The following is a 15189-nucleotide window of genomic DNA, read 5'->3' as shown; positions in this document are numbered from 1 at the left end:
AAAAACAAGGGAGAGCAGCTATGACGTTTAAAATCAGTCCCTTATGGACACAACGTCATGATGACGAGCATAAGATCCGCCGCGATGATCATCGCAGCCCGTTTCAACGCGATCGGGCGCGTATTCTCCACTCTGCGGCATTCCGACGACTGCAAGCTAAAACTCAGATCCATGACACCAGTATTAACGACTTTCATCGCACGCGTTTAACCCACTCTCTTGAAGCCGCACAGTTGGGGACTGGCATCGTTGCACAAATCAAGAAAAAACAGCCGGAGTTCCACTCGCTATTGCCATCAGATAGCTTGATCGATTCATTGTGCTTAGCCCACGACATTGGGCACCCTCCGTATGGGCATGGCGGCGAAGTGGCACTTAACTACATGATGCGCGACCACGGTGGCTTTGAAGGCAATGCACAAACTTTTCGTATTGTGACCAAACTTGAGCCATACACCGAGCACTTCGGTATGAATCTCGTTCGGCGTACCCTTCTTGGCTTAATCAAGTACCCAGCACTCATTAGTGAGGCTCAAGCGCAGAGCAAACCAACACCTGTCACCCACCAACGTAAGCTGCGTGCGAAGGATTGGTCGCCTGCGAAAGGCATTTACGACGGTGATAAAGCTCTATTTGAGTGGGTATTAGAACCGATTACGACTGAAGAAAAACGGCTTTTTTCGCAAATGCGTGAAGAACATGTCGACGATCATCAGCATCAGAAAACGCGCTTCAAATCACTCGATTGTTCAATCATGGAATTGGCTGATGATATTGCTTACGGTGTGCATGACCTAGAAGATGCGATTGTACTCGGCATGGTCACTCGCCATCAATGGCTTGAAGCAGCAGCGAGCCAGCTTGCCGAATGTGGTGACCCATGGTTTGAAAAACACATCGCCTCCGTAAGCGACATGTTATTTGCGGGTACACACCACCAGCGTAAAGATGCAATTGGTGGAATAGTCAATGCATTACTAACGAGTATCTCGATAAAACCCATTGATGCGCCATTTTCAACCCATCTATTGGCATTCAACGCCGTTTTAGAGCCAAGCATGGCTAATGCACTTGATATCCTAAAACGTTTTGTTAGCCAGTACGTTATCCAAGCGCCACACGTTCAGGTTATGGAGTATAAAGGTCAGCAAATTATTATGGATATCTTCGAAGCACTCAGCGCCGACCCTGAGCGTTTACTGCCTGTCGAAATACGTAAGACATGGCAAGCCACCGAGTGTGAGGCACAAGAGATGCGTATCATTGCCGATTACATTTCTTCTATGACTGATGGCCATGCAAAACGGCTGCATCAGCAGTTATTTTCGGCCCATTAACAAACCGGTCCAACGTTGCTTAGGCGGTTTTTAAAACCATCAAAGCAACGTTGGCATTATGTTTCTATCAAAAATTTGTCATCAACCATTAAGCTTGAGCGATATAATTCTCAAGTTTTGTCATCAAAAGGTATTTTTCGGCTTCACTGATAAAACTCGCTTCTATTGCATTGCGAGTAAATTGTGCCAACTCCTCATAAGTCAAAGGATGGCTTTGGGCTACAGCAAGAAAATTGTCCGTCATATACCCACCAAAATAAGCAGGATCATCCGAGTTTATCGTTACTTTGACGCCTTGTTTAAGCAACTCAACAATATTGTGCTGCCCCATCTCCTCAAATACCTTCAGCTTAGTATTGGACAACGGACAAACAGTCAGTGGCATTTGGTTGTCAATTAACTTCGCAACAAGCGCTTCATCATCGGAGCAACGCACACCGTGATCAATGCGCGAAACTTTAAGTAACGTCAAGCTATCATAAATGTTGCTAACTGGTCCTTCTTCTCCCGCGTGGGCAACGGTTAGATATCCCTTTTCACGTGCTTTCGCAAAGACACGCGCAAATTTCTCTGGTGGGTGACCAAGCTCTGAAGAATCTAGCCCAACAGCAACGATTTTATCTTTATAACAAAGTGACTGTTGCAAAATATCAAACGCACTTTCTTCATCAAGATGACGTAGAAAACACATAATTAGTCGGCTACTGATGGAGAGCTTTTCTTGCGCATCATCAAGCGCTCGAGAAATACCATTAATCACGATCGAAAACGCAATTCCGCGGTCTGTGTGCGTTTGTGGATCAAAGAAAATTTCGGTATGTATGACGTTATCTTGGTGGCAGCGCAGTAAATAGGCCCAAGTAAGATCATAAAAATCTTGCTCATGCAGTAACACGTTTGCACCTTGATAGTAGATATCTAGAAACGACTGTAAATTGGAAAACTGATAAGCAGCTTTGATTTCTTCTGGTGTGGAAAAAGGCAGTTTAATTTGATTACGCTGGGCAAGAGCGAACATCATCTCAGGCTCTAAAGATCCTTCAATGTGCAGGTGAAGCTCAACTTTGGGCAGTTGTTGGATAAAATGAGTTTGGTTCACGCTTGTCTCTCCATTCAATACGATTGGTATATAACAAGCACTTTTCTCGACAAAATTTTGCAGCATACAAAGAGAAAAGCGCCATGCACTTTACTCTTCGTAATCTGGAATTTGTGGTTCCAGGTAGAGACTCCCACCCCATATCAGCAGGATTATACGAAGCACCGCTAATAAACGTAATACCTTAGAAAGGATTGTCGATTAACGGTTGCGCTGGAGTATAAACAGAGTACGCAAGGGTTACAAGCTTCATATACCCAAGTGACTTCAAGATGCAGGATTCAGAGTCTTGTCACTGGTACCAGTTCAAGGAAAATAACGACGCGGAATAGCCATCTATTTCCTAGTTATTTGACGATAATCCTCATGGCATCACGAACGGTAATTTTTTTCAAATACACCTTGTGGCATCTGTTCAATTTGAAATTGAACCATGTTATCAAATGCAACCAACAAGGGCGTAAAATCACCTTGGGGTTCGAATAAACTCAAAATATGGTAACCCGCCTCTACCGTAGAAAGTGCATTATCACTCGGCGCTTTGCGAATCCGATAGTTGCCTTTAAGTAAAGTGGGTAAACGCAGTAAAGGCAATGATTGCAAGTTACTCGACAATTGCCACATTTTGTAAGCTTTCTTCCATGTGCCATCGAGCAGTATCACACGAACTTTTTGGCACGAATCGGCGAGTCCCGGCGAGACTTCTTGAGATGCCTCCCCCGGATAAAGAACAAAGTGCTGCACATCGCTCTGCTCAAGCAACCTATTTAGCTCAGCATGCTGGCTAAAATTCTCACCAACGAAATGGTGGCTGTTTGGCAACGAAAGCGTCAAAATACGAGCGGTACCCATAGGTCGCTTAGTTTCAGACTCATGTTGAAGGATGATTAACTCAACATTCGATGTTAGGCTTTGTATCCATTGACAAATACACGCTTTGAGTGACTTTCTACATTGAGAACAATATCGAGACATGATGTGCAGTTAATCTTTCTGTTATTGGCGGTTAGTTTACTGTGCCTAACACTTCAGTTGCCTAGCCTCACCGCTTTGGCTGAGTGGCGGGCTGATTATATTGAGCAAGGACAGTGGTTGCGCATCCTATCAGGAAATTTTACACATACCAACTCTGCTCACTTAACAATGAATCTTGGCGCTCTATGGATTATAGCGTTTGTCTTTCGCCCCAGTCCTCGTTCATATGCGGCGTTGCTGATATTTCTGAGCATTGGTGTTGGTATAGGCATTCTTTATACTCCGATCCAAAGCTATGTTGGCTTGTCTGGAACATTACACGGCTTGTTTGCTTATTATGCTTTAAGAGAAGCACTGCAAGGTAGGCTTAGCAGCTGGATTTTAGTCTTAGGAATAGTCGCAAAAGTTGTTTGGGAGCTCACCATAGGATCGCCAATATCAACAGCTGAACTCATTAACGCACGAGTGGCGGTTGAAGCGCACCTTTTGGGTGTCGTTAACGGGATAATTTTTGCGCTAATCTCCTACCCACTATATAAAAATGCACATTGAGTCGCAGCTATTCTGGTGTTTCTTATTGCCTTAGATTGAAAGCTTGATATGCTTTTTGTCCCATAGCGACACGTAATTAAAAATGACCACCACAGCACAAAGACGTGAAGAGATTCTTCACTACATTCAAAACCACCAAAAAGGTGAAGTAAACTTTTTTTCTGAACACTACAACGTATCAGAAGTCACTATCCGAAATGACCTCAATCAACTGGAGAAAAAGGGGTGCGTCACTCGCTGCTATGGCGGTGCATTGCTGAACAACCAATTTGCATTTGACCAACCACTTAATGATAAGAAATTGATCAACTGTAACGTCAAAGCAAAGCTAGGCGAATATGCCGCCTCTTTGATCAAAGATGGTGACAAAATCATTCTTGATTCAGGATCAACCACCGAACAAATTGCCTATCATCTAAACGACAAGCACAACCTTGTCGTCATGACTAATGGTATCAATATCGCCTACCACCTCGCCAATCAATCCAATGTATCAGTGATGATCACCGGTGGGGCGATGCGTGAAAACTCATACTCTTTACATGGTGCTGGCGGTGAGGATTTTTTATCCGGCTTTCGTTTCAATACACTATTTTTGGGCGTAGATGGGTTTGATAGACACGCTGGTGTGACAACGCCTCATAGAGGTGAAGCCGACATTAACCGAAAAATGGTGGAAGCAGCACAAACTGTTATTGCAGTGACCGATTCATCGAAATTTGAGCGCCAAAGTTTCTGTTTGATTGCTCGCCCAGAACAACTCAATATGCTGATCACTGACAGCGGTATCCCTCAGGACTACGTGACCACGCTCCGTAAGCTAGGTGTGGATGTTAGGATCGTAGATGTGTAACAAAAGCAGTAGTTTGCTGACCCATGCTTTAAGCAAATGAATCATGACAAGCAGGGTTGGGTTAAAAAATAACCTCAAAATCACCAATCACTTCATTTTGAGTGTTAATGATTTCGCCATGTTGCGCGATTTCGTCATAGGTAAAACTGAGGTTGATATCTGACACTTGCCCTTTCGCAAGTACATTCCTAATTAAGATATCACTATTGATTTGGTGAGAGATTGCAGACCAATTTTTATTCCCGGCAAAAATTTTAAACTCTATTCTCATTTATATTCCTGTAATTTGTTAGACGAGTGACTCTTTACTTTTGCTTTTTGAAACCAAAAACGGTGACGACCAGATGATTTAGACATATGTATTCCTTATGTTTTTACTTTTTGTACCAGATTTAGCCAACGAATACGCGGCACTCTATCGAAATGACGATAAGCACTATTGAGATCGATGATTAAAGGTATGAACGAAGCGGTATATTTCAGATGCGCAGTAACTCATCACAATTTAAGTGCGTGACAAGGCGACTAATATAGAAATTTATTAACGGGAGGCGTTGAAATAGAAGGCTTAGATTATCAGAAGAAGAAACGCAAGCTAGGCAAGCTAGCTCGCGTCATCAAAAGTTATGCAGGTACTACGTTAGCAGCCTGAAGACCTTTTGGACCTTGCTCAATTTCAAAAGACACTTTTTGGCCTTCTGTAAGAGTCTTGAAACCTTCTGAAGCGATTGCACGGAAGTGTACAAATACGTCTGCACCGCCGTTGTCTTGAGAAATGAAACCGAAACCTTTCTCTTCATTAAACCACTTTACAACACCTGTAGATTTATTAGACATGTAATGCCCCTTTTTTAAAATTTGATTGATTATTACTATAGCTATAAAAAATAGCCATATATAAAAAACTGTGTGAGGTATTATTTAATTTACATATGAAGCGAAGGGAAGAACAGAGGTTTACAATGAAGAAATTTTCTGAAGACTTACTTTACTAACAAACTTTAAATAACTCTACCTAACAGAGCTTGAAGACATAATACACCGTTGATTCCGTTTGTAAAGCACTAGTTAGCATAAAATATCACTTTTCTATCGCCCCCATCTTAGGCGATTTACAACCGTATCTTTTAACATCGCCGCAATTATTAACCTACATTTCTCATTTTGTGATCTCTATCGTGTCACAGTTCGAAACCCGTTCAACCAGATGCATTATACACTCGCTTTCGGTATAGCAAGATTGAAAACCAGTCTTAATGCCACTTTCAATGTGAAAACCAGCCTTTCAATTGAAAGTGACACCTTTCACTTATCATCAAACGAAAGCATTAAAGCTCTAGAAACGAAAGGTTCTCTTGTGTGATCTAGCATTCACTTTTGTTTCGCTTGCCCTGCTTTAATACCAATCAAAGGAAATCGAAACATTTCAAGGACCAAACTGAAATGCAACGAAAGAGGATTCGGTAAATGACGAGTGCAGAACGAAGACAGCAAATCATGGTGCATATTCGCACCCATGGCTCAGGCAAAGTCGATGAGTTTGCTCATCACTACAATGTCTCTGCTGTAACAATTCGCCATGACCTCAATCTGCTTGAAAAAGAGGGGTGTGTATTTCGTTGTTACGGTGGCGCAACGCTTAACCCTAATTTTGCTTTCGATCAGCCGTTATACCGAAAAGATCAACTTAACCGCAGTGCCAAACAGAGCATTGCTCAAGCCGCTGCTAAGTTAGTCAATGATGGTGAAGCCATCATCTTAGACTCAGGCACTACCATCGGCTTAATGCCTCAATATCTCGCAAATAAACAACAACTGGTGGTGATGACCAACGCCCTCAATACCGCTTACCAACTTAGCAATATCGAAAGCATCGACTTGCACGTTGTTGGTGGCAGTTTACGCCGTGCTTCGTGTTCGCTGATTGGACACCATGGCGAGCAACAAATCCGCTCTTATTTGTTCGACAAACTATTTTTGGGCGTGGATGGTTTCGATCTGCAAGCAGGCATCACCACACCAGACAATTACGAAGCTCAAGTCAACCGCGCAATGTGTGATGTTGCACGCCAGGTCATCGCCGTTACCGACTCAAGCAAGTTTGGCCGCAAAAGTTTTTGCATGATTCGTGCGGCCAATCAAATCGATGTGTTAGTGACCGATAGCAATATCCCTCATGCCACACACCAAGCTCTAATTGAAATGGGTGTTGAAGTCATTCTCGCCGACCAAACTGTTAACTAGGAATCACCATGAAATCGTTACTTTCTCTCATCGAACAACACAGGCTAGGAAGCGCGACTGGGATCTACTCGGTCTGTTCTGCGCACCCTCTGGTTCTTGAGGCGGCAATCAAACAAGCGGTTCAAGACAATCAGCTTGTACTGATTGAAGCGACATCAAACCAAGTAAATCAATTTGGTGGTTACACAGGTATGACACCAAAAGACTTTGCCCAGCACGTGTTTGCACTGGCAGAGCGTTTAAACTTCCCTGCGGAACACATTGTACTCGGTGGCGATCACCTTGGTCCTAACTGTTGGCAAAATCTTGGCGTGACAGAAGCGATGGAATACTCAGCGCAGATGATTCATGACTACGTTTGTGCCGGTTTTAAAAAGATTCATCTCGATTGCTCAATGCCTTGTGCAGGTGAACAAACGCCACTGAGTGAAGCCGTTATGGCAGAGCGCGCGGCGCAGCTTTGCTTAGTAGCAGAAAATGCATGGAAGATTGTCGGTGGCGAATCCCCTGTTTATGTTATCGGCACCGAAGTACCCACTCCGGGTGGTGCGCTGGAATCTTTAGAAGATGAAGGTATTGAAGTCACTAAACCGCAAGAAGCGTTAGCTACGTTAGATGCCCATCACCAAGCGTTTAGCGATATGGGCTTAGGTTATGTATGGCCACGCGTCATCGGTTTAGTCGTCCAACCCGGCGTAGAATTTGACCATCACAGTGTTCATCATTACAACAGCGCCGAGGCACAATCACTTAGCCAATTGATTGAGAGCCAACCAAACCTAGTGTTTGAAGCGCACTCAACCGATTACCAAAACCCAACCGCATACCACCAATTGGTTGCTGATCATTTCGCGATATTGAAAGTCGGTCCCGCTTTAACTTTCGCTTTGCGCGAGGCGCTCTACGGGCTAGATCGTGCAGAAAAAGAATGGCTGGGCACGCATCACGCATCACACCTACGCGACACCATTGAACAGGTTATGCACGAGCAACCGAATTACTGGCGCTCACACTACTCAAGTAAAGGGCACCAGCAATACCTTGATTGCAGTTACAGTTTGAGTGATCGAATTCGTTATTACTGGACTCATCCAGAAGTAAAAGCGGCACAGCAAACCCTGTTTGACAACCTCACTGCCAAGCCGTTGCCAGTGACTCTCCTTAGCCAATATCTACCAAATCAAGCTAAGGCTATTTCTCAACATCAAATTCAGAATCAACCCGCTGATATTGTCATGCACAAGATTATGGAAGTGACCGAAGTCTATTCCCAAGCTTGTTATGCCAACACAGTGGCTCGCAAGGAGACTATCAAATGAGTTCGTTTTTAGGCTATGAGTTACCGTGGCTAGAACAGCACAACGGCGTTCACACTGCTCAGGAAATCAGCCACCAGCCTCGTTTATGGCGTGCTCTTTCCACCATCTTGGAGCAGCAATACGATACGGTTAGCGCCTTTCTTAACCCGCTATTGGCTCGACAAGATTTACGCATAATCTTAACGGGTGCTGGAACATCAGCGTTTGTTGGTGATGCCGCTGCGCCCTTTATTCAAGCGGGGTTACGCTTCCAAGTAGAAGCAATCCCAACCACTGATTTGGTGTCAAACCCTGAGCAATATTTGGACCCGAGTCGCCCAACACTACTCATCTCCTATGCTCGTTCAGGCAATAGCCCTGAAAGCGTGGCAGCGGTCGCGCTGGTCGATCAGCTTATTCCTGATTGCCACCATCTATTTTTAACCTGCAATGCAGAAGGCAAACTCTCTCAACATGCGGAAGAGGCACAAAACGCTTATTGCATGCTAATGCCAGAAGGCTCAAACGATAAAAGCTTCGCTATGACATCGAGCTTCAGTTGTATGCTGATGTCAACGCTAGCACTATTAGGCGGTCAAACACCAACGCAATGGCATACTCAAATTGAAACGACTGCCGCATTGTGTGAAACCAAATTAGAGCAGTGGCAACAAGCAATCAAAGCATTGGCAGACCAACCTTATGAGCGCTTAATCGTGTTAGGCAGCGGCGGTTTTGCAGGTCTAGCTCGCGAAGCCTCTCTTAAATCCTTGGAATTGAGTGCAGGCAAAGTGATGACCGCATTCGACTCATCGCTTGGTTTCCGCCACGGTCCTAAATTCACCATCAATGATAAAGCGCTAGTTATTCAACTGCTTTCTAGCGATAACTACACCCGTCAATACGATATGGATCTATTCAACGAAATCCGTCGTGACAAGCAGGCACTTGCTCACGTCGCTATCACGGAAATAACCCTCAATGAAGAAGACGTCTTCGAGCTCGGTCAACTCGGTCTTGGCGACCAATGGCTCTGCTTCCCGTACATCTTATTCTGCCAAATGTTGGCATTTGAAAAGTCACTTCAGCTTGGCTTTGGACCAGATAATCCATGCCCGACTGGTGAAGTAAACCGTGTGGTGCAAGGCGTCACCATCTACCCACTTGATAAATAAAGAATCTTATAAGGAATTGACCATGCCAAATATCGTTTTAAGTCGAATTGATGAGCGCCTTGTTCACGGCCAAGTCGGCGTGCAGTGGGTAGGTTTTGCGAATGCCAACATCGTTGTTGTGGTTAACGACGAAGTAGCAGAAGACACGATTCAGCAGAACCTAATGGAAATGGTACTTGCCGATGGCATTGCTATCCGTTTCTGGACAGTGCAAAAGACCATCGACACCATCCATAAGGCAGCAGATCGTCAACGTATTCTATTGGTTTGTCGTACACCAAAAGACTTCCGTCAATTAGTGGAAGGCGGCGTACCAATTAGCAATATCAACGTAGGTAACATGCACTACGTGGAAGGAAAAAAACAAATTGCCAAAACAGTTTCAGTTGACACTGAAGACGTTGCGGAGTTTGAACGACTAAAAGCGTTAGGAGTGAAGTGCACCCTTCAAGGTGTACCAACTGAAAGCGCAACCGACCTCTTTACTCTTATCTAACTAATAAGGACACCAATCATGGAAATAGGACTCTTACAGGCGTTGATGCTCGGCATCCTGGCCTTCTTTGCTGGCCTAGATTTATTTAACGGTCTCACTCACTTCCACCGCCCTGTGGTACTTGGTCCACTCGTTGGTCTAATTTTAGGCGACTTGCAAACCGGTATTTTAGTTGGTGGTACGCTAGAACTGATTTGGATGGGGCTTGCACCTCTTGCAGGCGCTCAGCCACCAAACGTAATCATCGGTACTATCGTCGGTACGGCTTTCGCTATCACCACCAAAGTTGAGCCTAATGTCGCGGTTGGTGTCGCGGTGCCTTTCGCTGTCGCAGTACAGATGGGTATTACCCTACTCTTCTCAGCAATGTCTGCGGTGATGTCTAAATGTGATGAGTACGCGCAAGACGCTGATACTGATGGTATCGAACGCATCAACTACATGGCGCTTGCTGTACTAGGTACTTTCTACTTCTTGTGTGCGTTCTTACCTGTCTACCTTGGTGCAGAACACGCTGGGAAAATGGTTGAAATTTTACCTAAAGATCTCATCGACGGTTTAGGCGTTGCCGGCGGCATCATGCCTGCTATCGGTTTTGCTGTACTGATGAAGATCATGATGAAAAATGCCTACATTCCGTACTTCATTCTTGGTTTCGTTGCCGCAGCTTGGATAGAGCTACCAATCCTTGCTATTGCAGCTGCAGCCACGGCTATGGCAATCATCGACTTTATGCGCAAAACCGAACCAACCCCTGTAACTGCACCAGCTGAGGACTTTGAAGATGGAATCTAATGTAAGCAACGAACTCGACCTCCGTAGCCAAAACGCTGATGTGCAACCCGCTCCAGGCGTGGCTCAAGATGAATACGAAAATAAAGAAATTGGTGCAGAGCTAACCAAAGCGGACATTAACCGCATGGCATGGCGCTCACTACTGCTGCAAGCATCTTTCAACTACGAACGTATGCAGGCTTCAGGCTGGCTATATGGCTTACTCCCTGCACTGAAAAAAATCCACACCAATAAAGCTGACCTATCAAAAGCGATGCAAGGTCACATGGGCTTCTTCAATACCCACCCATTCTTGGTGACATTCGTTATGGGTATCGTACTGGCGATGGAACGTTCAAAGCAAAACATCAACAGTATCCAAAGTACCAAAATCGCGGTTGGTGCACCTATGGGCGGTATCGGTGACGCGATGTTCTGGCTAACCCTGCTACCTATTTGTGGTGGTATCGGTGCTGACCTTGCGCTGCAAGGCTCCATCATGGGCGCAGTGTTCTTCATCGTGCTATTTAACGTGGTGCACTTTGGTCTGCGCTTTGGTTTGGCGCACTACGCTTACCGCATGGGTGTTGCCGCTATCCCGGTGATAAAAGCCAATACCAAGAAGGTCGGTCACGCCGCTTCAATGGTTGGTATGACGGTAATCGGTGCTCTAGTAGCCACGTATGTTCGCCTATCTACGACTGCTGAAATCACCGCTGGTGACGCAGTAGTAAAACTGCAAGCAGACGTTATCGACAAACTTATGCCTGCGTTCTTACCACTGATTTACACCTTAACTATGTATGCACTCGTTAAACGCGGTTGGAGCCCACTAAAACTAATTGGTATCACCGTAGTACTTGGCGTTGCTGGGCGCTTTATGGGCTTCCTATAAGCAGCGTTATTTATACACACCATTCTCCAGACTATAACAACGGGGCTAGCTCGCTAGCCCCATAAGGAAACAGACATGATTGCAGTAATTTTATCTGGCCATGGTGGCTTCGCTTCAGGTCTTGCGCAAGCTGTTCACCAAGTAATTGGCGAGCAAGATCAATTTAAATTTATCGACTTTCCAGAAGAGATGACCACACCACAACTTGAAGTGGCGATGCGCAGTGCCATTGCTGACATCGACTCAGGAGAAGGGATTGTTTTCTTAACCGACCTGCTAGGTGGCACACCATTTCGCACCGCCTCACTACTAAGCCAAGAACGTGATGACATTCAAGTGGTCACTGGCACCAACATGCAAATGGCAGCGGAAATGTTGCTCGAACGAGACGAACTCAACCTAATTGAATTTCGTGATCAAGCAGTCGAATGTGGACACCGCGGGATCACCTCTTTAGCCGCTGAAATGGCGACTAGAGAACAACAAACAGCCGTGGTAGAAGATGATGGAATCTAACCAAAACCGCACTAATCAACATAGCACCAACCAACATAGCTACCGCGCTCAACGAGTGCTGCATGGTGAGACATGGCTTGATGATGCGCTGATCACCATTGATAGCGACGGTATCATTACCGCGATTGAAACATTTGATGCGACTCAGCATGCGAATTTTACTGATTTAGGCAAGGTCAACCTACTACCGGGTATGGTCGATACCCACGTACATGGTGCAAAAGGTTGTGATGTCATGGACGCTAGCCATGAGAGCTTAGATACCATGTCATGCTATTTCGCCAGTTTAGGCGTAACGGCGTTTGTCCCGACAACCATCACAGCACCCGTAACTAAAGTGCGTGCAGCGCTGCAACAAGTGGCGAAAAGTAAACAACGTGGTGTTGAAGGCGCCGAAATCCTTGGCGCATATTTAGAAGGTCCCTATTTCACTGAAAAGCACAAAGGCGCACAACCAACCAAATGGTTCCGTGACCTGTCTGTTGAAGAGCTTGATGACTGGATCTCTTATTGTGATAACAACTTGATCACTGTGGCGCTTGCTCCAGAAAAAGCCGGCGCGATTGATGCGATTCGCCACCTATGCAAGCAAGGTATCAAGGTAACGCTTGGGCATAGCGACGCCAGTTATGAACAGGTAAAACAGGCGTTCGATGCCGGCGCAAGCGGTGTTGTGCACTGCTACAACGGTATGCGTGGTTTGCACCACCGAGACCCCGGAGTTGTCGGTGCAGGTCTAACTCACCCCAACTGCTATGTCGAAATGATTGCCGATGGTCACCATGTTCACCCTGCAGCCATAGATATCGCGCACCGCTGCTGCGGCTCTCGATTGACATTGATCACTGATGCAATGAGCGCCACCGGCATGCCTGACGGTGAATATACCCTCGGCGAATATACCGTACACATGAAAGACGGCGTAGTAACTACAGATGCGGGTGGATTAGCCGGTAGCACACTCACTTTGCTAACCGCAGTGAAGAACATTCAACAGTGGCTCAACCTGCCGCTAGAGCAAGCGTGGCTGATGGCATCTTTAGCACCAGCACAATCGTTAGGCTTACACCATCAAATCGGCACTTTAGAAGTGGGCAAACGCGCTTCAATGGTCGCCGTTAAATCAGATTTCTCAATTGAAAGAACTTGGGTTAACGGACGCCTTGTTTTTAAGGCTGAATCAGTACCAAGTCAGGAGGCTTTATGTATCTAATCTCTTCTCGTGAAATGCTTAAACGTGCTCAGCTAGGTGGCTATGCGGTTCCTGCATTTAATGTCCATAACTTAGAAACTGTGCAAGTCATTGTCGAAACAGCATCAGAGATGGGCTCTCCTGTCATTTTGGCTGGTACGCCAGGCACATACGATTATGCCGGTACTGATTACTTGATTAGCATCTGTAAAGAAGCAGCGCACAAGCACTCGATTCCTTTGGTGCTGCATCTCGATCACCATGAAGATTTACAAGACATCCGCACCAAGGTGGAGCACGGAATTCGCTCTGTGATGATTGATGGTTCACACCACGCTTTTGATCAGAATATCGACATCGTTCGTTCAGTGGTTCAATACTGCAACCGTTTTGATGCCAGTGTAGAAGCAGAGCTTGGTCGCTTAGGCGGTCAAGAGGATGATCTTATCGTTGATAGCGCCGATGCACTAATGACTGACCCCGCATCCGCGGCTGAATTCGTTCGTCGAACAGGCATTGATTCACTCGCCGTCGCGATTGGTACGGCACACGGACTATACAAAGCAGAGCCAAAATTAGACTTTACCCGCTTAGAGAAAATTCGTTCAGTGGTTGATATTCCGCTGGTACTGCATGGTGCGTCAGGCGTGCCTGATGAGATGGTTCGTCGCTGTATTGATCTAGGTGTGTGTAAAGTTAACGTCGCGACAGAGCTTAAGATTGCTTTCTCAAATGCAGTAAAACAGCATTTTGCTGAGCACCCAGATGCCAACGACCCGCGTAAATACATCACTCCAGGTAAAGCGGCAATGAAACAAGTAGTGATGGATAAGATCCGCATGTGCGGTAGTGAAGGCAAACTTTAATCGTTTCTAACTCCCCCAAACTGCTAGTTATGGTAGCGCGGGGTTAACACCCACCCCCTATTTCCGGTGTTATTTTCAGGGAGCCTCTAGTCAAGGCTCCTTTTTTTATATGCGCCCACAGTACACATTCGTTCAGCATGCTCACTGAGGTGAACATCAGCTCTGGGATTTTTTAGACCACAATATCTTGCGTCATTTGTCGAATGGTTAGCGTGTATGTGTCATCCACTATCGACAACACTAAAGCTTCAAAACCATCAATGATTAAGTCGGCATCCGCAAGTTCATCGGCTTTATGGCTAGTCATAAGCGCAATAGTATAACACCCCGCCGCCTTTGCAGATTTGATGCCGGCAGGTGAGTCTTCAAATACTACACATTTTTTAGCAGGCACTTTCAATGCGTCCACCGCCGCTAAAAACGGTTCAGGGTCCGGCTTTCCTTTTCCTACGTCTTCCGCGCAAATCATCACTGACGGTAATGAAAATCCCGCCGCTTTTAAGCTCGTCGACGCGACATGTCTTGGACCACTTGTCGCAATGCCCCACGCGCCATTCGCGATCTTGGCAACAAACTGCTGAGCTCCAGGAATGGCACTTGCCTTCTTCATTTCTTCAACCGCGATGGATTGTACTGTCAAAAGCTGTTCGTGATTGGCAAAATGTTCATCCACGCATCTTAAGGTTTCTTCGATTTTACGACCATGGACGTGTGGTTGTACAAGGGTAAAATCAATATCAACACGCTTTGCCCACGCTCTCCAAATGTTCTCAATAACCATTTCGGTATCGACGAGAGTCGCATCCACATCAAATATAAAACCATTGCAACTCACCATACATTCACCATCTCTACGTTTTCGACTCAGGAAACATTGCTAAATTTAATCATAGCCTTACATATAATTCTCACCAAAA

The 15189-nt window shown here is 45.5% G+C and carries 17 protein-coding genes and 1 riboswitch; of the genes, 12 read left to right on the top strand and 5 right to left on the bottom strand.

The annotated features are described in order from the left end of the window. Positions 1–20 precede the first annotated feature (20 nt). A complete protein-coding gene (locus L4C38_RS02420; protein ID WP_428795920.1) occupies positions 21–1337 on the top strand; it encodes an anti-phage deoxyguanosine triphosphatase in 1317 nt (438 codons plus the stop codon). A gap of 88 nt (positions 1338–1425) precedes the next feature. On the opposite strand, the gene L4C38_RS02415 is transcribed toward L4C38_RS02420, so the two are convergent. Both L4C38_RS02415 and L4C38_RS02410 read right to left on the bottom strand, forming a co-directional pair. After that, on the bottom strand, positions 1426–2436 hold the full coding sequence (locus L4C38_RS02415) for an adenosine deaminase (protein ID WP_428795919.1): 1011 nt from the start codon (positions 2434–2436) through the stop codon (positions 1426–1428). A gap of 80 nt (positions 2437–2516) precedes the next feature. After that, positions 2517–2616, bottom strand: a riboswitch (purine riboswitch). Between the two features lie 192 nt (positions 2617–2808). After that, the gene (locus L4C38_RS02410; RefSeq protein ID WP_428795918.1) at positions 2809–3411 is read right to left on the bottom strand and encodes a tRNA-uridine aminocarboxypropyltransferase; all 603 of its coding nucleotides are present in this window, start codon (positions 3409–3411) and stop codon (positions 2809–2811) included. A gap of 3 nt (positions 3412–3414) precedes the next feature. Between L4C38_RS02410 and rrtA the strand changes: the two genes are divergently transcribed. Beyond that, entirely contained in the window at positions 3415–3963 is a 549-nt protein-coding gene (rrtA, locus tag L4C38_RS02405) for a rhombosortase (RefSeq protein ID WP_428795917.1), read from the top strand. An 82-nt stretch (positions 3964–4045) separates the two neighbouring features. Then, complete coding sequence (agaR, locus tag L4C38_RS02400; protein WP_428795916.1) at positions 4046–4816, top strand: transcriptional repressor AgaR; 771 nt, start codon at positions 4046–4048, stop codon at positions 4814–4816. 61 nt (positions 4817–4877) lie between these two features. Here agaR (L4C38_RS02400) and L4C38_RS02395 read toward each other — a convergent pair whose 3' ends face one another. Both L4C38_RS02395 and cspE read right to left on the bottom strand, forming a co-directional pair. Beyond that, on the bottom strand, positions 4878–5087 hold the full coding sequence (locus L4C38_RS02395) for a hypothetical protein (RefSeq protein ID WP_428795915.1): 210 nt from the start codon (positions 5085–5087) through the stop codon (positions 4878–4880). 353 nt (positions 5088–5440) lie between these two features. Beyond that, complete coding sequence (gene cspE, locus L4C38_RS02390) at positions 5441–5653, bottom strand: transcription antiterminator/RNA stability regulator CspE (protein WP_428795914.1); 213 nt, start codon at positions 5651–5653, stop codon at positions 5441–5443. A gap of 630 nt (positions 5654–6283) precedes the next feature. Here cspE and agaR (L4C38_RS02385) point away from each other — a divergent pair. The 9 genes from agaR (L4C38_RS02385) to L4C38_RS02345 all read left to right on the top strand — a co-directional run bounded on the left by agaR (L4C38_RS02385) (position 6284) and on the right by L4C38_RS02345 (position 14272). Then, the gene (gene agaR / locus L4C38_RS02385) at positions 6284–7060 is read left to right on the top strand and encodes a transcriptional repressor AgaR (protein ID WP_428795913.1); all 777 of its coding nucleotides are present in this window, start codon (positions 6284–6286) and stop codon (positions 7058–7060) included. An 8-nt stretch (positions 7061–7068) separates the two neighbouring features. After that, the gene (locus tag L4C38_RS02380; protein WP_428795912.1) at positions 7069–8379 is read left to right on the top strand and encodes a D-tagatose-bisphosphate aldolase, class II, non-catalytic subunit; all 1311 of its coding nucleotides are present in this window, start codon (positions 7069–7071) and stop codon (positions 8377–8379) included. After that, complete coding sequence (locus L4C38_RS02375; protein WP_428795911.1) at positions 8376–9533, top strand: SIS domain-containing protein; 1158 nt, start codon at positions 8376–8378, stop codon at positions 9531–9533. Before L4C38_RS02380 ends, L4C38_RS02375 begins: the two co-directional genes overlap by 4 nt. Positions 9534–9555: 22 nt before the next feature. Continuing rightward, the gene (gene agaV / locus L4C38_RS02370) at positions 9556–10029 is read left to right on the top strand and encodes a PTS N-acetylgalactosamine transporter subunit IIB (protein ID WP_428795910.1); all 474 of its coding nucleotides are present in this window, start codon (positions 9556–9558) and stop codon (positions 10027–10029) included. Positions 10030–10047: 18 nt separating this feature from the next. After that, positions 10048–10824: a PTS N-acetylgalactosamine transporter subunit IIC gene (agaW, locus tag L4C38_RS02365; protein ID WP_428795909.1), complete on the top strand. Its 777-nt coding sequence runs from the start codon at positions 10048–10050 to the stop codon at positions 10822–10824. After that, positions 10814–11698, top strand: coding sequence for a PTS N-acetylgalactosamine transporter subunit IID (agaE, locus tag L4C38_RS02360; protein WP_428795908.1), 885 nt, complete (start codon positions 10814–10816; stop codon positions 11696–11698). The genes agaW and agaE overlap by 11 nt, the downstream gene beginning before the upstream one ends. 75 nt (positions 11699–11773) lie before the next feature. Next, positions 11774–12214 carry a PTS galactosamine/N-acetylgalactosamine transporter subunit IIA gene (agaF, locus tag L4C38_RS02355; RefSeq protein WP_428795907.1) on the top strand — a complete coding sequence of 147 codons (441 nt, stop codon included), beginning with the start codon at positions 11774–11776 and terminating at the stop codon, positions 12212–12214. Then, complete coding sequence (gene nagA, locus L4C38_RS02350) at positions 12204–13427, top strand: N-acetylglucosamine-6-phosphate deacetylase (RefSeq protein ID WP_428796020.1); 1224 nt, start codon at positions 12204–12206, stop codon at positions 13425–13427. Before agaF ends, nagA begins: the two co-directional genes overlap by 11 nt. Further along, positions 13418–14272, top strand: a complete 855-nt coding sequence (locus tag L4C38_RS02345) for a tagatose bisphosphate family class II aldolase (protein WP_428795906.1) — start codon at positions 13418–13420, stop codon at positions 14270–14272. The genes nagA and L4C38_RS02345 overlap by 10 nt, the downstream gene beginning before the upstream one ends. A gap of 172 nt (positions 14273–14444) precedes the next feature. Here the strand turns inward: L4C38_RS02345 and L4C38_RS02340 are convergent, their stop codons facing one another. Continuing rightward, complete coding sequence (locus tag L4C38_RS02340; RefSeq protein ID WP_428795905.1) at positions 14445–15110, bottom strand: HAD-IA family hydrolase; 666 nt, start codon at positions 15108–15110, stop codon at positions 14445–14447. Positions 15111–15189 lie beyond the last annotated feature (79 nt).

Origin of the sequence: Vibrio kasasachensis, assembly GCF_050337565.1 — a bacterium.
Taxonomy (GTDB): Bacteria; Pseudomonadota; Gammaproteobacteria; order Enterobacterales; family Vibrionaceae; genus Vibrio; species Vibrio kasasachensis.
The sequence above is the reverse complement of the archived record's forward strand: the minus strand, read 5'-3'. Positions and strand labels throughout refer to the sequence as shown.